The 19024-nt window shown below is 57.3% G+C and carries 21 protein-coding genes; 7 read left to right on the top strand and 14 right to left on the bottom strand.

Going from position 1 to position 19024, the window contains the following annotated elements:
* Window positions 1-117 precede the first annotated feature (117 nt).
* Entirely contained in the window at window positions 118-528 is a 411-nt protein-coding gene (gene uraH, locus AB8W27_RS00485; protein ID WP_007765427.1) for a hydroxyisourate hydrolase, read from the top strand.
* Here the strand turns inward: uraH and AB8W27_RS00480 are convergent.
* The 7 genes from AB8W27_RS00480 to cpxP all read right to left on the bottom strand — a co-directional run bounded on the left by AB8W27_RS00480 (window position 513) and on the right by cpxP (window position 7055).
* Complete coding sequence (locus tag AB8W27_RS00480; RefSeq protein ID WP_015742923.1) at window positions 513-905, bottom strand: hypothetical protein; 393 nt, start codon at window positions 903-905, stop codon at window positions 513-515. The genes uraH and AB8W27_RS00480 overlap by 16 nt on opposite strands.
* Window positions 906-928: 23 nt before the next feature.
* Window positions 929-2233 carry an SLC13 family permease gene (locus AB8W27_RS00475; RefSeq protein WP_015742924.1) on the bottom strand — a complete coding sequence of 435 codons (1305 nt, stop codon included), beginning with the start codon at window positions 2231-2233 and terminating at the stop codon, window positions 929-931.
* A gap of 58 nt (window positions 2234-2291) precedes the next feature.
* Window positions 2292-3059 carry a CDP-diacylglycerol diphosphatase gene (locus AB8W27_RS00470; protein ID WP_041924058.1) on the bottom strand — a complete coding sequence of 256 codons (768 nt, stop codon included), beginning with the start codon at window positions 3057-3059 and terminating at the stop codon, window positions 2292-2294.
* 105 nt (window positions 3060-3164) lie between these two features.
* Window positions 3165-4154: a sulfate ABC transporter substrate-binding protein gene (locus AB8W27_RS00465; protein WP_015742926.1), complete on the bottom strand. Its 990-nt coding sequence runs from the start codon at window positions 4152-4154 to the stop codon at window positions 3165-3167.
* A 165-nt stretch (window positions 4155-4319) separates the two neighbouring features.
* Window positions 4320-5282, bottom strand: a complete 963-nt coding sequence (gene pfkA, locus AB8W27_RS00460) for a 6-phosphofructokinase (protein ID WP_041924059.1) — start codon at window positions 5280-5282, stop codon at window positions 4320-4322.
* Window positions 5283-5471: 189 nt separating this feature from the next.
* Window positions 5472-6374, bottom strand: a complete 903-nt coding sequence (gene fieF / locus AB8W27_RS00455) for a CDF family cation-efflux transporter FieF (RefSeq protein WP_015742928.1) — start codon at window positions 6372-6374, stop codon at window positions 5472-5474.
* A 174-nt stretch (window positions 6375-6548) separates the two neighbouring features.
* Window positions 6549-7055: a cell-envelope stress modulator CpxP gene (cpxP, locus tag AB8W27_RS00450; RefSeq protein ID WP_007765474.1), complete on the bottom strand. Its 507-nt coding sequence runs from the start codon at window positions 7053-7055 to the stop codon at window positions 6549-6551.
* 148 nt (window positions 7056-7203) lie between these two features.
* Here cpxP and cpxR point away from each other — a divergent pair, with 148 nt between their 5' ends.
* From cpxR to trmL, 3 genes are all read left to right on the top strand, one after another.
* A complete protein-coding gene (cpxR, locus tag AB8W27_RS00445; protein ID WP_015742929.1) occupies window positions 7204-7902 on the top strand; it encodes an envelope stress response regulator transcription factor CpxR in 699 nt (232 codons plus the stop codon).
* Window positions 7899-9272: an envelope stress sensor histidine kinase CpxA gene (gene cpxA / locus AB8W27_RS00440; protein WP_007765479.1), complete on the top strand. Its 1374-nt coding sequence runs from the start codon at window positions 7899-7901 to the stop codon at window positions 9270-9272. Before cpxR ends, cpxA begins: the two co-directional genes overlap by 4 nt.
* A 102-nt stretch (window positions 9273-9374) precedes the next feature.
* Window positions 9375-9848: a tRNA (uridine(34)/cytosine(34)/5-carboxymethylaminomethyluridine(34)-2'-O)-methyltransferase TrmL gene (gene trmL, locus AB8W27_RS00435; protein ID WP_015742930.1), complete on the top strand. Its 474-nt coding sequence runs from the start codon at window positions 9375-9377 to the stop codon at window positions 9846-9848.
* Between the two features lie 65 nt (window positions 9849-9913).
* Here trmL and cysE read toward each other — a convergent pair whose 3' ends face one another.
* The 5 genes from cysE to AB8W27_RS00410 form a co-directional block, all read right to left on the bottom strand.
* Complete coding sequence (cysE, locus tag AB8W27_RS00430; protein WP_015742931.1) at window positions 9914-10735, bottom strand: serine O-acetyltransferase; 822 nt, start codon at window positions 10733-10735, stop codon at window positions 9914-9916.
* Between the two features lie 76 nt (window positions 10736-10811).
* Window positions 10812-11831 carry an NAD(P)H-dependent glycerol-3-phosphate dehydrogenase gene (gene gpsA / locus AB8W27_RS00425; protein WP_007765489.1) on the bottom strand — a complete coding sequence of 340 codons (1020 nt, stop codon included), beginning with the start codon at window positions 11829-11831 and terminating at the stop codon, window positions 10812-10814.
* A complete protein-coding gene (gene secB / locus AB8W27_RS00420) occupies window positions 11831-12298 on the bottom strand; it encodes a protein-export chaperone SecB (RefSeq protein ID WP_007765492.1) in 468 nt (155 codons plus the stop codon). Before secB ends, gpsA begins: the two co-directional genes overlap by 1 nt.
* A 56-nt stretch (window positions 12299-12354) precedes the next feature.
* Window positions 12355-12606, bottom strand: coding sequence for a glutaredoxin 3 (gene grxC, locus AB8W27_RS00415; protein ID WP_015742933.1), 252 nt, complete (start codon window positions 12604-12606; stop codon window positions 12355-12357).
* A 21-nt stretch (window positions 12607-12627) separates the two neighbouring features.
* Complete coding sequence (locus tag AB8W27_RS00410; protein WP_041924060.1) at window positions 12628-13059, bottom strand: rhodanese-like domain-containing protein; 432 nt, start codon at window positions 13057-13059, stop codon at window positions 12628-12630.
* A 243-nt stretch (window positions 13060-13302) separates the two neighbouring features.
* Here AB8W27_RS00410 and gpmM point away from each other — a divergent pair, with 243 nt between their 5' ends.
* From gpmM to AB8W27_RS00395, 3 genes are read left to right on the top strand one after another with little or no spacing between them, the layout of a single operon-like run.
* The gene (gpmM, locus tag AB8W27_RS00405; RefSeq protein ID WP_015742935.1) at window positions 13303-14850 is read left to right on the top strand and encodes a 2,3-bisphosphoglycerate-independent phosphoglycerate mutase; all 1548 of its coding nucleotides are present in this window, start codon (window positions 13303-13305) and stop codon (window positions 14848-14850) included.
* Between the two features lie 33 nt (window positions 14851-14883).
* The gene (gene envC, locus AB8W27_RS00400) at window positions 14884-16143 is read left to right on the top strand and encodes a murein hydrolase activator EnvC (RefSeq protein WP_234004999.1); all 1260 of its coding nucleotides are present in this window, start codon (window positions 14884-14886) and stop codon (window positions 16141-16143) included.
* Window positions 16144-16146: 3 nt separating this feature from the next.
* Window positions 16147-17088, top strand: coding sequence for a divergent polysaccharide deacetylase family protein (locus tag AB8W27_RS00395; protein WP_041924061.1), 942 nt, complete (start codon window positions 16147-16149; stop codon window positions 17086-17088).
* 111 nt (window positions 17089-17199) lie between these two features.
* Here AB8W27_RS00395 and AB8W27_RS00390 read toward each other — a convergent pair whose 3' ends face one another.
* Together AB8W27_RS00390 and AB8W27_RS00385 are read right to left on the bottom strand one after the other, a co-directional pair.
* Window positions 17200-18117, bottom strand: coding sequence for a capsular polysaccharide synthesis protein (locus AB8W27_RS00390; RefSeq protein ID WP_015742938.1), 918 nt, complete (start codon window positions 18115-18117; stop codon window positions 17200-17202).
* 20 nt (window positions 18118-18137) lie between these two features.
* Window positions 18138-18986: a glycosyltransferase gene (locus AB8W27_RS00385; RefSeq protein ID WP_041924062.1), complete on the bottom strand. Its 849-nt coding sequence runs from the start codon at window positions 18984-18986 to the stop codon at window positions 18138-18140.
* Between the last annotated feature and the right edge of the window lie 38 nt (window positions 18987-19024).

Genomic DNA, 19024 nt, shown 5'->3' with positions numbered 1-19024 from the left:
AAGAACACAGGCGCTGCCCAGCGGCGATGCGCCGGATGACAAAACTGTCATCTTCGCGTCAGGCGTTTTCGCCCGCGCGAGTGGCAGGATAAGCGCACAACCACTTAAGGAGGAATGATGATGAACCGTTTTCAAACGCTTGCCGCCGCTGCCCTTTTCGCCCTGCCGGGCCTGGCGCTTGCCGCGCCGGCGAATTTACTGAGCGTGCATGTGCTGAATGAACAGACCGGCAAACCCGCGCCGGGCGTGGTAGTGAAACTGGAGAAAAAACAGGGCAATGCGTGGCAGCCGCTGAACCAGGCGACGACCGATAAAGACGGGCGTATCAAAGCGCTCTGGCCGGATGCGCCTGCCGCCGCGGGCGACTACCGCGTGACGTTTGAAACGGGCGACTATTTTGCCGCGCACAAGCAGTCCAGCTTCTTCCCGGAAGTGCCGGTGGTGTTCCATATCGATAACACCGACGAGCACTACCATGTGCCGCTGCTGCTGAGCCAGTACGGCTACTCCACCTATCGCGGCAGCTGAAAACCGGGCGGCGGGCAGCAGAGAATATTGCCCAGAAAGACGAGCAGCGGCGAGGATTCCGTCTCGCCGTAGTAGTCCACGTCGGGCAGCGCGTACAGAAAGCGAATTTCGCTGATGCCGCGCTCGCACAGCTGTTCTCCCGCCGCGCGGGTTAAAAACGCGAATTGCGGGTCGAGCGCCGGGTTATGCGGGTGAATCGACCCTTTCTCGCCTGGCGTCGTGCCATACCAGAGCGCAATCGCGTCGTCGGCGTACCCCTGCGCGAAGCCGAAATCCTGCAAAAAGTGGCGCCCGCAGCCGGGCGCGGGCAGCGTTTCCCGCAGCGCCTGGACGTCGTCCGTCGTGGAATACCAGACCGCAAAATGCATCGTCGCCATAATGGCCTCCGCGTCGCGTTGCTTCAGAGTTTACCTAACAGCCGGAACCAGCCGTAATCGAGCGGCAACAGGAAAAGAAAGGTGACTATCGCCAGCGCCAGGCAGAGCTTCATCCCGGCGCGCGCCGGGACGTTGCCGAGCGCCATCGCCACGACAATTGGCGACGCCTGGTATGGCAATAGCGGCGTGGAATACCCCAGCACCTGGATCATGATGGTCGAGAGCAGCGGGAAACCGGTGCTGCGCGAAAAGCTCTCCGCAAGCGTGGTATAGAGCGCCGGAACGCCGTTGGCCGTCATGATGAAGTTGAGCGCCGTCGTAATGCCCGTGAGCGCGGCGAAACTGGTAAAGGGGCGCTGCGGATCGAGCGGCATGACGTGTATCAGCGCGGTACCGACCGCGTTGCCGATGCCCGTGTGGGTCACAGTGGTCGCAAGCCCCAGAATACCCGCCACGTAGATGCAGGTGCGCATGTTGACGCCGCTTGCGAATTCATCGCCGGTAATAAACCCGACGCGCGGCAAGAGCGTGATAACCGCCGCCGCCAGCCCCGTCCACGCCGGGCCGATCCCGTGCCAGCTTTCGGTGACCCACAGCGCCAGCACCAGCAGCAGCAGCCAGCCGAGGCGTTTTTCCGCGCGGCTCATTGGCGTCGCGGCGGGCAGCTCGCGCGGCGGCTGCGGCTTGCCGGGAAAGAACCAGCAGATGAGCGCAATCAGCACTGCGCCCTTGAGCAACCCCAGCACCGGCGTATGCAGCAGCAGATAGGGCAGATAGTTGAGGTGAATGCCGAAAGAGCCTTCCGCCGCGCCGCTCATCACCAGATTGGGCACGTTGGCGGGCAGAATAGTGGCGGAGAGCTGGAACGTGCCGAAGCCTACGGCCAGCGCCAGGCCGTACCAGCCGCGGGTATTTTCTTCGATACCGGCGCGTTTCGCCATCGCCGCCACGACGGGCATCAGCAGCGCGATGCGCCCCATGTTCGACGGCATGACGAACGCCAGCGCATAACTGAGCAGCACCACGCTCGCCACCATCTGCCACCAGGAGTCGGTCAGCCGCGCCGAGAGCGCCCGCGCCGCACGATCCGCGAGGCCCGTTTTACGGATAGCCACGCCAAGCACGAAGCCGCTGAAGACCAGCCAGAACGCCGACGACGCAAAGCCGCCGAACAACACCTCCGGCGGCGCGATTTTGGCTATCATCGCCACCGCGAAAAAGAGCAGCGCCGTGATGAATTCCGGCAGCAGGGACGTCGCCCAGAGCACGATGGTCAGCAGAATAATAAGGGAGGGTAAGAGCAGCGGATGCGCAAGCCAGACGGACATACCTGTCTCCTGATGAAATTTTCAGCAAGTCTACGGCGCGCCTGACGTTAAGTAAACGTTATGGCGTGCCCTGGTTAAGCAGCGCGCAGTCGTGATCCTGAAGCTCTTCGCTGTGCGCCAGGTTCAGTTGCAGAAGCTGACGGTGGGTGGCGAGCAGGACAAACGCGCCATCTTTGAGCGGCGCCAGCGCCAGCGAGTAGCGCCCCATATGCTCGCGCGCCTCCGGCACCTCTTCCGCCAGCATCAGGAACGGCGAACGCCGCGACAGCTCTTCGCCTGTGATACGGCGCGCCAGATAGTCGTGACCGCGAAGGTTGCCCGGGAACGGCTGCCAGCGGCTGCCAATGGCGTTCACCGCGGCGTCAAGCTGCGCGCGCACGTCCGGGCGCAGGCAGGAGATGTGAATGTGCAGATGATTCTGGGTGCGGCCCAGCGTGGAGTTGATGGTCAGCGAGACCGCGCTGTCGGGCACCGGGCTGCCGCGCTTTTCGCTCATCCAGCGGCGCGCCTGCCACGCCTGCCAGAAAAAGTTGGGCGTGTTATCTGAAAGCAGGAGCGGGCTTTCAATGCCGTTGATTTTCCACAGGGGCATCAGCAGGTATTGCAGCGGGCCGTTGATATCTTTCAGCACGGCATATCCCGCGGGGAGGTTCACCTGGACGCAGGGCGCCGGATCCTTGCGTTCACGCTCGCCAGGCAGGCACTGCTGCGTCACGATGCGCCTTAACACGTCCGGATCGTCCGGCAGGAAATGACGCCACGCCACCAGCGCGGCCAGCGCCAGTACGGCAATAAGCGCAACGGTAATACACAGCGCTCGCTTCATGCTTCGCCCTTATTAATTCTGAAAACGCAAAGCGTAGCGTAAAACGGGTCGAAGCGGGGGTTTATTACGTGGAGAAGGCGGGCCACATCCTTGTGGCCGGGGTATTTAACGCTGGCTTATCTGATCGAAAGTGCCGCCGTTCGCAAAGTGCGTTTGTTGCGCTTTGGTCCAGCCGCCGAACACGTCATCAATCGTGAAGAGTTTCAGTTTCGGGAAGGTGCTTTCATATTTCGCCGCAACTTGCGCATCGCGCGGGCGGTAGAAGTTTTTCGCGGCAATCGCCTGGCCTTCCGGCGAGTAGAGGTATTTGAGGTAAGCTTCGGCCACGGCCTGTGTGCCTTTCTCCTGCGCGACTTTATCGACGACCGAGACGGTCGGCTCGGCAAGGATAGATTCACTCGGCGTCACGATTTCGAATTTGTCTTTGCCAAGCTCGTTGGCGGCCAGCAGCGCTTCGTTTTCCCAGGCGATCAGCACGTCGCCGATGCCGCGCTCAACGAAGGTATTTGTCGCGCCGCGCGCGCCGGAATCGAGCACTTCGACGTTCTTATACAGCGCTTTGACGAAATCCTGAGCTTTGGCCTGATCGCCGTTGTTGTGATGCAACGCGTAGCCCCAGGCCGCCAGGTAGTTCCAGCGTGCGCCGCCGGAGCTTTTCGGGTTCGGCGTGATGACCGATACGCCCGGCTTCACCAGATCGTTCCAGTCTTTAATTTGCTTCGGGTTGCCCTTACGCACGAGGAACACGATGGTGGAGGTGTACGGCGCGGAGTTGTCCGGCAGGCGTTTGATCCAGTTTTTATCAATGCGCCCACGTTCGGCGATCGCGTCCACATCATAGGCCAGCGCCAGCGTCACGACATCCGCTTTGATGCCGTTAATGACGGAGGTCGCCTGCTTGCCGGAGCCGCCGTGCGACTGACGGACCACGACGTTATCGCCGGTCTCTTTTTTCCAGTGCGCGCTGAATGCTTTGTTGTATTGCTCATAGAATTCGCGCGTCGGATCGTAAGAGACGTTTAACAGCTGCACGTCTTTCGCCAGTACGCTTGCCGAAGCCAACAGTAAAGTAATGCCCACGCCCCACTTATTCATCGCACGCTCTCTTTAAATATTCAGATGTGAATTGCAATAAAAGCAGCGTGCCAGAAAGCGCGGCGCGGATTAAAGAATAAAAAAAAATTGGCTATAACTGCGAGGAATAACGAAGACAAAAGAAACGCCCGGCCGCGTTAGCGTACCGGGCGCATAACGAGCGGCTTAGTAGAGCTTTTTCGCGCAGTCCAGCCAGTCGCCTTTGAACGGACGCTTCATGTTTTCGATAGCGTCGATGATGTCGTGATGCACCATTTTTTCGTTCTGAATGCCGACGCAGCGGCCGCCGTAGCCCTGCAGCAGCAGTTCAATGGCGTAAGCGCCCATGCGGGAGGCCAGGATGCGGTCATAAGGCACCGGCGAGCCGCCGCGCTGGATGTGGCCGAGAACGGTGGCGCGGGTTTCGCGTTTGGTTTCGGTTTCGATGTATTTCGCCAGCTCATTGATGTCGCAGATGTGCTCGGTGATCGCAACGATAGCGTGTTTTTTGCCTTTCGCGATGCCCGCTTTGATTTCAGAGACCAGATCTTCGCGGTTAAATTCAACTTCCGGCAGAACGATAAATTCGCAACCGCCCGCGATGGCTGCCGCCAGGGTCAAGTCGCCGCAGTAACGGCCCATCACTTCGACGATGGAAATACGCTGGTGCGAAGAGGAGGTGTCACGCAGACGGTCGATCGCCTCAACCACAGTGTGCAGCGCGGTGAAATAACCGATGGTGTAATCGGTGCCCGCGACGTCGTTATCGATGGTGCCCGGCAGACCGATGCACGGGAAGCCCATTTCGGTCAGGCGTTTGGCGCCCATGTAGGAGCCGTCGCCGCCGATAACCACCAGCGCATCAAGGCCGCGTTTCTTCATGTTCTCGATAGCCACGGCGCGGATATGTTCTTCGCGGAATTCCGGGAAACGCGCGGAACCCAGGAAGGTGCCGCCGCGGTTGATCATGTCGGAAACGCTGTAGCGGTCGAGCTGGATCATGCGGTCTTCATACAGGCCAAGATAGCCGTCGTAAACGCCGAACACTTCCAGACCTTCTGTCAACGCCGCACGGACTACACCGCGGATGGCGGCGTTCATGCCTGGCGCATCACCGCCACTCGTCAACACACCGATTTTCTTAATCATGACTACCTCTGAACGTAGAATGCAAAAGGAATACTTTCGCCGGAAACCGCCTGCGCAAGTGCGACAGGTGATCGACTATTGCTGCAAATAGTATATCAACAGCTTCCTGCTGAATTGATTCAGGTCAGCCCTCGTGGGGGTGGTATATACAAAAAATGCCTGACCGAACCACGCCTTTACAACGAATGCTTAGCGCTCAAATTGCCCTTGCTGAAAACGCGGGACGACTGAGCATGGGTCCTGATGAATAATGACGTCCGACCCCGGAAACCGGAACAGGATCGCCTGCTCCACCTGTTCGGCGATAAGGTGCGCCTGAACGAGCGGCAAGTTGTCTTCCATTTCGAGATGAAGCTGGATAAAGCGGGTCGGCCCTGACTGCCGCGTGCGTAGATCGTGCGCGCCACGAACGCCTGGCCAGGCGGCGATAATATCGACAATCGCCTGGCGCTCGTCATCGGGGAGAGCCCGGTCGAGCAGCGACTGTACCGCTTCATAGCCCATCCGTAACGCACTGTATAAAATCCAGACGCCAATCCCGAGCGCGAATAACGCGTCGGCGCGGCGCAGGCCATACCATGAGAGGGCCAGCGCCACCAGAATAGCGGTGTTCATCATAACATCAGACTGATAATGAAGCATATCCGCCCGCACTGCCTGGCTGCGTGTTTTACGCACTACCCAGCGCTGGAACGTGACTAACATCAGCGTAGTGACCAGCGCCGCCACCGTCACGACAATCCCGACCAGCGGCGCGCGCATAGGCTCAGGCTGAATGAGATGCTGGATACCGGTCAGGAAGAGAAACAGCGCCGAGCCGGAAATAAACATGCTTTGTGCGAGCGCCGCCAGCGATTCCGCTTTCCCATGCCCAAACGTATGTTCTTCATCGGCAGGCTGAAGCGAATAGCGCACGACGAATAAATTCGTGAGTGACGCAGCGATATCCACGAGCGAATCCACCAGGGCGGCGAGAATACTGACCGACCCGGTATACCACCAGGCGAAGATTTTGATGATCAGCAATAAGGTTGCCACAAGCGTTGCGGCGAGCGCCGCCCGGCTGACCAGGCGAGCATAGTCATGATTCATAACGACTCCTGCAAAGACATGTTGCCAGTATAACTAACCGTTCGCAGGATTTGATGAAATTCGTCTGACGCATGCTGGTAATGAAGGTCACGGCATAGCGAAAAAGGGGCAAAAAAAACCCCCACATCATGTGGGGGAAGACAGGGATGGTGTCTATGGCAAGGAAAACAGGGTTTACTGGTTACTACGGGTACTGCTACTAAAGAGCGGCAGCGCAGACTGGCGCTGCATTTGCGCAACCTCACGGAACTGCTCCATGCGTTGCTGATGTTTCTTGTTCAAAACCGCTTGCTGCTCGGGCGTTAACAGGCGATACATCTGGTTTCTCACCTTCGCCATTTCGACCTGACGAGCCACTTGCTCCTGGGCCATTTTCTCCGCCTGAGCGCGCACTGCGTTTTCATCAAAATTTTCTGCGGTGACCAGCCTGTGCATGGCCTCCATTTCGCTAACATTAACAGGGGGCTGCTCATGTCGCGCTCGTTGCATCAAATCGCGCATTTGCTGGCGCTGATGCTCTGTTAAGTTAATGCCGTCAAACATATGGCTTTGCACACTGTTGCGTTGCGTCAGCATTTCCGCTGGATGCCAGCTTTCGTCCGTCGGGACCTGTGCTGCCTGGCTGGTTAACGCACCGACAGCCAGCGTTGAGGCCATGACGGCGGCGGTAACTTTGCGCATCACTGACTCCTGGAAACTTATGTGCTGCGGTTCAACGAAATCCAGTCTACGATTCGGGCTGCAAACATGCGTCAGGGGGTGTAAAACAACGTAAAGTCATGGATTAGCGCGCCTTGATGACGTAATTTCTGCCTCGGAGGTACTGAAAATGAATAAAATCCTGTTAGTTGATGATGACCGCGAGCTGACTTCCCTGTTAAAGGAATTGCTCGACATGGAAGGGTTTAATGTCCTCGTTGCCCATGATGGCGAACAGGCGCTTGACCTCCTGGACGACAGCATCGACCTGCTTTTGCTCGACGTGATGATGCCGAAGAAAAATGGCATTGATACTTTGAAAGAGCTTCGTCAGACACACCAGACACCCGTTATTATGTTGACCGCGCGCGGCAGCGAGCTGGATCGCGTGCTTGGCCTTGAACTGGGCGCAGATGACTATCTGCCGAAACCGTTTAACGACCGCGAACTTGTGGCCCGTATTCGCGCTATTTTGCGCCGCTCGCACTGGAGCGAGCAGCAGCAGAACAACGACAACGGTTCGCCGACGCTGGAAGTGGACGCGCTGAGCTTAAACCCGGGCCGCCAGGAAGCGAGTTTCGACGGCCAGACGCTGGAGCTCACCGGTACGGAGTTCACCCTGCTCTATTTGCTGGCGCAGCATCTGGGTCAGGTGGTTTCGCGCGAACATTTAAGCCAGGAAGTGCTCGGGAAGCGCCTCACGCCGTTCGATCGCGCCATTGATATGCACATTTCTAATCTTCGTCGCAAATTGCCGGAGCGCAAAGACGGCCATCCGTGGTTTAAAACCTTGCGCGGACGCGGCTATCTGATGGTTTCCGCTTCATGATAGGCAGCCTTACCGCCCGCATTTTCGCCATTTTCTGGCTGACGCTGGCGCTGGTGTTAATGCTGGTGCTGATGCTGCCTAAGCTCGACAGCCGTCAGATGACGGAATTGCTGGAGAGCGAGCAGCGTCAGGGCACGATGATTGAACAGCACGTCGAAGCTGAACTGGCGAGCGACCCGCCCAACGATTTGATGTGGTGGCGGCGGCTGTTTCGCGCTATCGACAAGTGGGCGCCGCCGGGGCAGCGTCTACTGCTGGTCACCAGTGAAGGTCGCGTGATCGGCGCTGAACGCAACGAAATGCAGATCATTCGCAACTTTATCGGCCAGTCTGATAACTCCGATCATCCGCAGAAGAAAAAGTATGGCCGCGTGGAGCTGGTCGGGCCGTTTTCCGTGCGCGACGGCGAGGATAACTACCAGCTTTACCTGATTCGCCCGGCGAGCAATTCGCAGTCCGATTTTATCAACCTGCTGTTTGACCGTCCGCTGTTGTTGCTTATTGTCACGATGCTGGTCAGCTCGCCGCTGCTGCTGTGGCTGGCGTGGAGCCTCGCGCGTCCGGCGCGTAAACTCAAAAACGCCGCCGATGAAGTGGCCCAGGGCAACCTGCGCCAGCACCCGGAGCTGGAAGCCGGGCCGCAGGAGTTTATCGCCGCAGGGGCGAGCTTTAACCAGATGGTGACGGCGCTGGAACGCATGATGACGACTCAGCAACGGCTGCTTTCTGATATCTCTCACGAACTGCGCACGCCGCTCACGCGCCTGCAACTGGGCACCGCGCTGCTGCGCCGCCGTAGCGGAGAGAGCAAAGAGCTTGAGCGCATCGAAACCGAAGCCCACCGGCTCGACAGCATGATTAACGATCTCCTGGTGATGTCGCGTAATCAGCAGAAAAACGCGCTGGTGAGCGAGACCATGAAGGCGAATCAGCTCTGGAGCGAGGTGCTTGATAACGCCGCGTTTGAAGCCGAGCAGATGGGCAAATCGTTTGAAGTGACCTATCCGCCTGGCCCGTGGCTACTTTATGGCAACCCGAACGCGCTGGAAAGCGCGCTGGAGAATATCGTGCGTAACGCGCTGCGCTACTCTCACAGCAAGATTTCCGTAAGCTTCGCGGTGGATAAAGAAGGCATTACGATTAATGTCGATGATGACGGCCCGGGCGTGAGCCAGACCGATCGGGAACAGATTTTCCGCCCGTTTTATCGCACCGATGAGGCGCGTGACCGGGAATCCGGAGGTACGGGGCTGGGCCTCGCTATCGTGGAAACCGCCGTGCAGCAGCATCGCGGCTGGGTGAAGGCAGATGACAGCCCGCTGGGCGGCCTGCGCCTGACCATCTGGCTGCCGCTCTATCACCGCTCCTGACAGAGCCCTCCCCGCGCGGGAGGGCTTTGCTTCTCCTGCGCCCGCTGTTTTTACCCACAGGCAATTCTGGTATTCTGCGCGCCTCTGCACAAGGGGAGCCGTATGCTGAACATCGTCCTGTTTGAACCTGAAATTCCGCCCAATACCGGTAATATCATTCGTCTTTGCGCCAATACGGGCTTTCGCCTGCACATTATCGAGCCGATGGGTTTTACCTGGGATGATAAGCGCCTGCGCCGCGCGGGGCTGGATTATCACGAATTTACCGCCGTGATGCGCCATCGCGACTATGCCGCGTTTCTGGAAGCGGAAACGCCGCAGCGCCTGTTCGCGCTGACGACCAAAGGTACGCCCGCGCACAGCGCGGTCAGCTATCAGGACGGCGACTATCTGATGTTCGGCCCGGAAACGCGCGGGCTGCCCGCCTCGATTCTGGACGTACTGCCGCCTGAGCAGAAGATCCGCATCCCGATGATGCCGGACAGCCGCAGCATGAACCTCTCAAATGCGGTATCCGTCGTGGTGTATGAGGCCTGGCGGCAGCTCGGCTATCCCGGCGCGGTATTGCGCAGCTAAGCGCAACCGCCAGAAACAACAAAGCCGCGCGGTGCGCGGCTTTTTAATGCGAAACCCTGACGGGATCAGATGCCGTCGCCGTACTCAAACCCCTGGTTGATGCCATTGAAGTGTTGATCCATATCCATCGACGGTTTGTCGCTTTCAGGCTTACCGACAATACGCGCCGGCACGCCTGCGGCCGTGGTGTGCGGCGGCACCGGCTGGAGCACCACCGAGCCCGCGCCGATTTTCGCGCCGCGCCCGACTTCGATATTGCCAAGAATTTTAGCGCCTGCGCCAATCATCACGCCTTCGCGGATTTTCGGGTGACGATCGCCGCTGGTTTTACCGGTACCGCCCAGGGTCACCGACTGGAGAATAGAGACGTCATCTTCCACCACGGCGGTTTCGCCGATCACAATGCCGGTCGCATGATCGAGCATGATCCCGCGGCCAATGGTCGCGGCCGGGTGAATATCAACCTGGAAAGAGACCGACACCTGGTTTTGCAGGAAAATCGCCAGCGCCTGACGGCCCTGCTGCCACAGCCAGTGGCCGATGCGGTGGGCCTGCAGAGCATGAAAACCTTTAAGGTAAAGCAGCGGCGTGGAGTATTTATCCACCGCCGGATCGCGGGTGCGGACGGCCTGGATATCGCACGCGGCGGAAGCGATCATTTCCGGGTCCGCCCGATAGGCCTCTTCCACGACTTCACGAATAGCGATCGCCGGCATAATCGGCGACGCCAGCTTGTTTGCCAGCATGTAGCTTAATGCGCTACCCAGATTTTCGTGCTTCAGTAATGTCGCATGGTAAAAACTGGCCAGCATCGGCTCACAATCGGCCAGCTGACGGGCTTCGGCTTTAATATTCTTCCACACCAGATCCAGTTCTTCACACGGCATTGCTTTCTCCAGACAAACAAACAGCGGCCGACAAAACGGTTTGTCGGCTCGTATCAATCATTACGGGCGCTCGTCCTTACTGGCTGCTTCGCTCATCCTTGCGGGTACGGCCCAGCAGCGTTAATGCTGCCTCGCGCGCATTTTTTCCGCAATAGAGTACCTGATAAATTTCCTCGGTTATTGGCATTTCCACGCCAACACGCGCCGCCAGCTCGCGCACCTCTTTGGTGTTGCGATAGCCTTCCACCACCTGACCGATCTTCTCCTGCGCGCTCTGCACGTCCATTCCCTGGCCGAGCATCATGCCGAAACGACGGTTACGCGACTGGTTGTCGGTACAGGTCAGCACCAGATCGCCGAGACCCGCCATTCCCATAAATGTCGTCGGATCAGCGCCCAGCGCCGCGCCCAGACGGGACATCTCGGCAAGGCCTCGTGTAATCAACGCCGTACGGGCATTGGCACCGAAGCCGATGCCATCAGACATCCCTGCGCCGATAGCGATAACGTTTTTCACCGCACCGCCGAGCTGCACACCAATGAAATCCGGGTTGCTGTAGACGCGGAAACTTTTGCCGCAGTGCAGAAGCTGCTGGAGATCGTCTGCGAATTCGTCATCCGTCGCCGCCAGCGCAATCGCCGTCGGCAGGCCTGCCGCCAGCTCTTTGGCGAACGTCGGGCCTGAGATGACCGCGAGCGGGATAGTATCGCCTAACGCCTCGCGCGCCACATCCTGCAACAACCTGCCGGTTTCCGCTTCCAGGCCTTTTGTTGCCCATACCACACGGGCATCCGGACGCATCAGCGGTTTAATCTGGCGCAGCACCTGCCCAAACACATGGCTTGGCACCACCACCAGAATGTTGCGGCTGGCGGCCAGCGCAGTGGCTAAATCGCTCTCAAGGTGAAGCGTGTCGGGGAAAGGCACATCGGGAAGGAAAGCCACATTGCAGCGGTCAGCCTGCAGCGTCGCGATATGCGCGGGATCATGACCCCACAGCACGACGTGATGGCCGTTTCTTGCCAGCGTGATGGCAAGAGCGGTGCCGTAGGAGCCGGCACCGATGACTGTCATTGACGCATTAATGGTGTTCATCAGGCATCCTGATGGTTTGCCGCGCCTTCAGCAGCCTGCTGCTGCAGATAGTTCATGAACAGCGCGTCGAAGTTAACCGGCGCAAGGTTCAGCTGCGGGAAAGTGCCGCGGGAAACCAGGTTGGTGATGCATTCGCGAGCATACGGGAACAGGCTGTTCGGGCAGTAAGCGCCGAGGCAGTGCGCCATCTGAGTGCCTTCAATGCCGGTAATGTTGAAAATACCCGCCTGCTGCACTTCACACAGGAAAGCGGTCTCTTCGCCCAGCGACGCGGTGACCGTCACGCGCAATACCACTTCGTAGACATCGTCAGCAAGCTGGCTGGACGCAGTATCCAGATCCAGTTTCACATCCGGCTGCCAGTCTTTCTGGAACACGTGCGGCGCATTCGGTGCTTCGAAAGAGATATCTTTGGTGTAAATGCGCAGAAGCTGAAAATTCATTTCAGTGTTGTTTTGTTCTGACATGAGCGAAAACCCTTTATATGTAATGTCCTTAAATATGCCTTCACGGCAAAAGCGCACTAGCCCAGCAGAGGATCGAGTCCGCCGCGCGCATCCAGTGCATGCAGGTCGTCGCAGCCGCCGATGTGCTGACCGTCGATAAAGATCTGCGGTACAGTGGTGCGGCCACTACGCTGAATCATCTCTTCCCGTTTGGCGGTATCGCCATCAATGGGCAGCTCGAGGAAAGCGGCGCCTTTGCTGTTCAGCAGGGCCTTCGCACGATGGCAATACGGGCAGGTTGCTTTGGTATACATTTCGATATTAGCCATGTCGTTACCTCTTTATGAAAATTATTTACCACGCACCAGCGGCAGGTTTTCACCACTCCAGCCAGCGACGCCTTCTTTCAGCACAAACACCTGTTGAAACCCGGCGTTGGTCAGCGCAGTCGCTGATTCCTGTGCCGACAGGCCGTTGCCGTCAACCACGATAACCGGCTTCGCTTTATGCTTGTCCAGCTCGCCGACGTTGTTGGCTTTGATATCGGCAGGCAGCACGTTCATCGCGGTGGCGATATGGCCTTTGCGGAAGTCGTCGCGCTGGCGAATATCCACTACCACGGCATCTTCTTTATTAATCAGACGCGTCGCTTCACCACGCGTAATCACCTTCACTTTAGAGGTCAGGCTCTTGAAAGTGGTGTAAATCACCGCCGCGAGTAACGCAATCCACGCGATACTAAGTATGGGGTGGCGGCCAACGAATTGCATAATTTCTTGCATGGGGGGGTCAAACTCCCGACTCAGTAAAAAAACCAGGTGAGGAGTATACCTGCGCGCTGTGTCAATTACAGCCAGTACAAGGAAGGTTGTGCGTTTTCTGCGGCGCGTTACGTAAAAAAGGATGAAATGCGCCGTTGCGCTTACACGCCCCGGCCTGTTCTTTGATCTTCTGCGGCTATTTGCCCTCAGGCGGTGTAGTAAAGTTACGCCAATTTTTTCGTCTTTGACGCATGAGGTTCTGCAATGTCGCTTACTAAAAAACCTGTCGTATTAGTGATTCTGGATGGCTACGGCTACCGTGAAGACAACCAGGATAACGCTATTTCCGCCGCCAAAACGCCCGTGATGGATAGCCTGTGGGCAAGCCGTCCGCACACGTTGATTGATGCTTCTGGTCTTGAGGTCGGCCTGCCTGACCGCCAGATGGGCAACTCGGAAGTGGGCCACGTCAACCTGGGCGCCGGACGCATCGTGTATCAGGATCTCACGCGCCTGGATGTGGAAATCAAAGAACGCACTTTCTTTGAAAACCCGGTACTGACCGCCGCGGTGGATAACGCCGTCGCGGCAGGCAAAGCCGTACATATTATGGGCCTGGCGTCGCCGGGCGGCGTACACAGCCATGAAGATCATATTCTGGCGATGATTGAACTGGCCGCCGCCCGCGGCGCAGAGAAAATCTACCTGCACGCGTTCCTGGATGGCCGCGATACGCCGCCGCGCAGCGCGAAGGCCACGCTTGAGAAATTCGCAGCGAAATTTGCCGAACTGGGCAAAGGCCGCGTCGCTTCCATTATCGGTCGTTATTTCGCCATGGATCGCGACAACCGCTGGGACCGCGTAGAGCAGGCGTACGACTTGCTGACGCTGGCGCAAGGCGAGTATGAAGCGCCAAACGCTGTGGCAGGCCTGGAAGCCGCTTACGCGCGCGATGAAAACGATGAGTTCGTCAAAGCGACGGTGATTCGCGCCGAAGGTGAAGCTTCTGCCGCGATGGAAGATGGCGACGCGCTGATTTTCATGAACTTCCGCGCCGACCGTGCTCGTCAGATCACCCGCGCTTTCGTCAACCGCGATTTCGATGGCTTTAGCCGTAAAAAAGTCGTGAAGTTCGGGGATTTTGTCATGCTGACGGAATATGCGGCAGATATCCGCACCGCCTGCGCTTACCCGCCAGCCTCGCTGCTGAATACCTTCGGCGAGTGGATGGCGAAACATGACAAAACCCAGCTGCGCATCTCCGAAACCGAGAAATACGCGCATGTGACATTCTTCTTTAACGGCGGCGTGGAAGAGCCATTCCCGGGCGAAGACCGTATTCTGATTAATTCGCCGAAAGTCGCGACCTACGATCTGCAGCCGGAAATGAGCTCCGCCGAGCTTACGGAAAAACTGGTCGGCGCCATCAGCAGCGGCAAGTATGATGCCATTATCTGTAACTACCCGAACGGCGATATGGTCGGCCACACCGGCGTATTTGACGCGGCTGTCGCGGCGGTGGAAGCGCTCGATAACTGCATCGCGCAGGTGACCCGCGCCGTTGAGGCCGCAGGCGGTCAGATGCTCATCACCGCCGACCACGGCAACGCCGAACAGATGCGCGACCCGGCAACCGGCCAGGCGCATACCGCGCACACCAACCTGCCGGTGCCGCTGATTTACGTGGGTGATAAAACAGTGAAAGCGGTAGACGGCGGTAAGCTTTCCGACATCGCGCCGACCCTGCTGACGCTGATGGGCATGGAAATCCCGCAAGAGATGACTGGCAAGCCGCTGTTCATCGTGGAATAATCCCTCCCCATGAGGGGAAAGGCGATTTTTTCAATGACATGGGGCAACAGGCCGTTTCGGTTCTCACTCAAGCCCCTGCTTTACGCCAGCGCGCTCAGCGCTGGCGTATTGTTATGCCCGCTTTCCGCCCACGCGGATGACCGCGATCAGCTTAAATCCATTCAGGATGATATCGCCGCCAAAGAGCGCGCCGTGCGCCAGCAACAGCAACAGCGCGCGAAACTGCTCGCCCAGCTGAAAAGCCAGGAGCAGGCGATCGCCGCCGCCAGCCGCAAGCTGCGCGAAACCCAGAACACGCTGGCGGATCTCAATCGCCAGATAGCCCAGATGAACGACTCCATCGCAAAGCTTGAGAAGCAAAAAGCGGCCCAGGAACGCAACCTGGCGGCCCAGCTTGATGCGGCGTTTCGTCAGGGGCAGCACAGCGGTCTTCAGTTGATCCTGAGCGGCGAAGAGAGCCAGCGCGGCCAGCGTTTACAGGCCTATTTCGGTTATCTCAACGAAGCGCGTCAGGAGACCATCGCCCAACTCAAGCAAACGCGCGAAGAAGTCGCCACGCAAAAAGCGGAGCTTGAAGAGAAGCAGACGCAGCAGCAGACGCTGCTGTACGAGCAGCAGGCGCAACAGGCGAAGCTGGAGCAGGCCCGCAACGAACGTAAGAAAACCCTCGGCGCGCTGGACTCTTCCATTCAGGAAGGACAGCAGCAGCTAAGCGAACTGCGCGCCAACGAATCGCGCCTGCGCGATCGCATCGCCCGTGCGGAAGCGGCGGCCAAAGCCCGCGCCGAGCGCGAAGCGCGTGAAGCCGAACAGGTTCGTTCCCGTCAGAAAGAGGCGACGCGCAAAGGCACCACCTATAAACCTTCCGACAGCGAGCGTTCGCTGATGGCGCGTACCGGCGGGCTCGGCTCGCCGAACGGCCAGGCATTCTGGCCGGTACGCGGCCCGATGCTGCACCGTTATGGCGAACAGCTGCAAGGTGAACTACGTTGGAAGGGTATCGTTATCGGCGCCAGCGAAGGCACCGAGGTGAAAGCCATCGCCGACGGGCGCGTTATCTTAGCCGACTGGCTGCAGGGTTATGGTCTGGTGGTCGTGGTGGAGCATGGCAAAGGCGACATGAGCCTTTACGGCTACAACCAGAGCGCGCTGGTGAATGTCGGCGCGCAGGTCCGCGCCGGTCAACCCATCGCGCTGGTGGGCAACAGCGGCGGTCAGGGTCGGCCTTCGCTCTATTTTGAAATTCGCCGTCAGGGTCAGGCGGTCAATCCACAGCCGTGGTTGGGAAGATAAGTTTTGCTTCAGTTGCGTCGTCTTGTTTTTGCTCTCGCCGGTTCGCTGGCGCTCGCCGCTCCCGCCCTCGCCGGCAAACTCGCTATCGTGATTGATGATTTCGGCTATCGCCCCAGTACCGAAAACCAGGTGCTGGCGATGCCCGCAGAAGTCTCCGTCGCCGTACTCCCCAACGCGCCGCACGCCCGCGAAATGGCGACCAAAGCCCACAATCAGGGGCATGACGTACTCATTCACCTGCCGATGGCGCCGCTCAGCAAACAGCCGCTGGAAAAAGATACCCTGCGCCCGGACATGAGCAGCGAGGAAATCGCGCGCATTATTCGCGAAGCGGTAAACGACGTGCCTTACGCCATCGGTATGAATAACCATATGGGCAGCGCGATGACATCGAGCCTGCCAGGCATGCAGAAAGTGATGGCGGCGCTTGCGCACTATAATCTCTTTTTTCTCGACAGCATGACCATCGGCAATAGCCAGGCTATGCGGGCCGCCGCAGGCACCGGCGTGAAGGTCATCAAACGCAAAGTCTTTCTGGACGATATACAGAACGAGGCGGATATCCGTTACCAGTTTAACCGCGCGGTCGCGCTGGCGCGCCGCAACGGCTCGGCGATTGCTATCGGCCATCCGCACCCGTCAACGGTGCGCGTGCTTCAGCAGATGCTCTACAGCCTGCCGGCCGATATCACGCTGGTGCGCGCGAGCAGCCTGCTGAATGAGCCGCAGGTGGATACCTCCAGACCCAACGCCGCTCCGCCTTCGCAGACCGCGCCTGCCGCGCCGCGTAACCCATTCCGCGGCGTGAAGCTCTGCAAGCCGAAACGCCAGCCTGAGCCGGTCTACGCCACGCGTTTCTTTACGGTGATTAGCGAAAGCGTCAGCGAGAGCGCCGTGGTGAGCTATTTCCGGCATCAGTGGCAAGGCTGGGGCAAGCAGTCATAATAAAAAACCCGCCTGAAGGCGGGTTTTTTATTAGCCCGGAAGCGGCGAATCAGAGCGTTTTTTATCGCCGTGAACTTATAAGAGGTTGGCAGACGCTTGCCTTTTAATCATTCATTGCAGCTTAAAATCACCATTAAGGATGATGCTATATAACGTCGGCTTGCCATTATCTGTCATAAGATATTTCTCTTTGTGGGAAAGCTTATAAATACCGACAGGATCATTATTTAACGTGTTCAGCGTGGTTTCTGTTGGAGCCGAATTGATAAACTGGCGAATCAGAAAACGGTTCTCGCCAGTGACTGGCTGTACATTCATCATTTCACGAAATGCTGGCACCTGTTCGCGCGCATACCGGAAGCTGTAATCAATAAGGAAATATTCAATCAGCGCATCATGCTCCTGCCAGTAGCGATAAAGAATATCTCTGACCAGCTTCACCAGCGTATTGCCTTGCTGTGCAGCGAGAAAATAAGCTGTCCAGTAGCCCTGACTGAGCGCATTGTCCTGTGCGCTACGCGTAAAACGCAGCGAAGAGAAGTTATTTTCAAAAAAGGATTCAGGTAACGAGCGGGTCATGAAAACCGTCGCATCCATCCAGATGCCGCCGTACTGGTAAAGCAGTGAGCAACGGACAATATCTGAATACTGCGCTTTGCTAATAAGACCCGCCTGATATTTTGTAGTGATGTGCTCAGGAAGATTTAAGTAGTGCGGAATATTTTCATCAGTTAAAACAATGACATTTGCATCAGGCGTATGACATTTTACCGATTCGACACATCGTTTAACCAGTGCGGGAGCATGTTCCAGCCCCTGAAACCAGCAAATCCAAATCATCCGTGACTGAGCCTGATGAACGGGAGAAACGGGTTCAGCCTGAACATTGAGACGGTCGATAATCGAGAAAATAGCCGCCTTTTTCTTTTCTTCAAAATGCGCTGCCGCACGCTGAAAAAAAGCGAACCCTGTTTTCTTGTACCATCTTCGGCTTTTTCGAATAAGGTTATTGATGGTATTCAGCTTCATCGTTCCACCTGTCAGATGATTCAAAAAAGTTCTTTTAGCGTGCGACGAAACAGCTTCAGCCTTAACTTAATATCTTTCTTACGGCTACGTAGCAAAGCATTCATACGTGTTGAACTGAATCCCCTGAACGACATTAGCTGGAAAAGATTATTACTGCGCGTCGTTTCCGACATATGCTCACGGTATTTAAAATAAAGCTTACGATAAGACGTATATTTCTTGATTTTTTTAGTAATACGATCGCTGCTATGTTCAGCGTCTACCATTGCGGTACTAAAACTATATTTAACGCCGGGGCCATATTGTAGTATCAGCTTAATCCAGGCATCGCGATCCTGCTGCTGCTTAATTTCCGGCGAGAAGCCACCCACGCCCAGCATTTTTTCTCGGGTGGTGAGCACCTGATTGCCCACGACATTTTCACACAGGACATCCTGTAAAGTGATAATGCGTTTACGGTTGCCCTGCGAGTTTGTCCGCTGTTTTTTATCCAGACGGGCAGGTGAATCTGTTACGAAGGCATAACGTTCTTCATAACGTGCGGCCAGCTTTGACAGGCGTTCAGGCAAAAAATAATCGTCGTCATCCAGCCCTGTCACGAAGACACCATGCGAAAGGGCATAACCCCGATTACGGCTGAAGTTTGAACCGCTGTTTTTCTCGTTTCGCTCATAGATAAAATGTACGAATCGCACCTCGCATTCCGGCCGCATTTTTTCTATGAGCTGTGCGGTTTTCTCATTTGAGCAATCGTCAATTACGATCAGCTCAACGGCAGAGTACGTTTGCGCGATGACTGAGCGAATCGCCCGCTCCAGCAGTTCCTCTCTGTTAAAGGTTGTGATGATAACGGAGATCAGTTCATTCATAACACGCTCGTCTGGTAGATATAGCAACGCCAGCGGAG

The organism is Cronobacter turicensis, assembly GCF_041222865.1.
Taxonomy (GTDB): Bacteria; Pseudomonadota; Gammaproteobacteria; order Enterobacterales; family Enterobacteriaceae; genus Cronobacter; species Cronobacter turicensis.
Note: the sequence above shows the minus strand (reverse complement) of the source record. Positions and strands in the feature narration are given on the sequence as shown.

Coding starts and splice junctions, on each gene's coding strand:
- AB8W27_RS00410 (WP_041924060.1), bottom strand. CDS start 13,059: ATGCAAGAAATTATGCAATTCGTTGGCCGCCACCCCATACTTAGTATC.
- fieF (WP_015742928.1), bottom strand. CDS start 6,374: ATGAATCATGACTATGCTCGCCTGGTCAGCCGGGCGGCGCTCGCCGCA.
- uraH (WP_007765427.1), top strand. CDS start 118: ATGATGAACCGTTTTCAAACGCTTGCCGCCGCTGCCCTTTTCGCCCTG.
- AB8W27_RS00390 (WP_015742938.1), bottom strand. CDS start 18,117: ATGAAGCTGAATACCATCAATAACCTTATTCGAAAAAGCCGAAGATGG.
- AB8W27_RS00475 (WP_015742924.1), bottom strand. CDS start 2,233: ATGTCCGTCTGGCTTGCGCATCCGCTGCTCTTACCCTCCCTTATTATT.
- cpxP (WP_007765474.1), bottom strand. CDS start 7,055: ATGCGCAAAGTTACCGCCGCCGTCATGGCCTCAACGCTGGCTGTCGGT.
- secB (WP_007765492.1), bottom strand. CDS start 12,298: ATGTCAGAACAAAACAACACTGAAATGAATTTTCAGCTTCTGCGCATT.
- AB8W27_RS00385 (WP_041924062.1), bottom strand. CDS start 18,986: ATGAATGAACTGATCTCCGTTATCATCACAACCTTTAACAGAGAGGAA.
- cpxR (WP_015742929.1), top strand. CDS start 7,204: ATGAATAAAATCCTGTTAGTTGATGATGACCGCGAGCTGACTTCCCTG.
- envC (WP_234004999.1), top strand. CDS start 14,884: ATGACATGGGGCAACAGGCCGTTTCGGTTCTCACTCAAGCCCCTGCTT.
- trmL (WP_015742930.1), top strand. CDS start 9,375: ATGCTGAACATCGTCCTGTTTGAACCTGAAATTCCGCCCAATACCGGT.
- gpmM (WP_015742935.1), top strand. CDS start 13,303: ATGTCGCTTACTAAAAAACCTGTCGTATTAGTGATTCTGGATGGCTAC.
- cpxA (WP_007765479.1), top strand. CDS start 7,899: ATGATAGGCAGCCTTACCGCCCGCATTTTCGCCATTTTCTGGCTGACG.
- AB8W27_RS00480 (WP_015742923.1), bottom strand. CDS start 905: ATGGCGACGATGCATTTTGCGGTCTGGTATTCCACGACGGACGACGTC.
- gpsA (WP_007765489.1), bottom strand. CDS start 11,831: ATGAACACCATTAATGCGTCAATGACAGTCATCGGTGCCGGCTCCTAC.
- AB8W27_RS00465 (WP_015742926.1), bottom strand. CDS start 4,154: ATGAATAAGTGGGGCGTGGGCATTACTTTACTGTTGGCTTCGGCAAGC.
- AB8W27_RS00470 (WP_041924058.1), bottom strand. CDS start 3,059: ATGAAGCGAGCGCTGTGTATTACCGTTGCGCTTATTGCCGTACTGGCG.
- grxC (WP_015742933.1), bottom strand. CDS start 12,606: ATGGCTAATATCGAAATGTATACCAAAGCAACCTGCCCGTATTGCCAT.
- pfkA (WP_041924059.1), bottom strand. CDS start 5,282: ATGATTAAGAAAATCGGTGTGTTGACGAGTGGCGGTGATGCGCCAGGC.
- cysE (WP_015742931.1), bottom strand. CDS start 10,735: ATGCCGTGTGAAGAACTGGATCTGGTGTGGAAGAATATTAAAGCCGAA.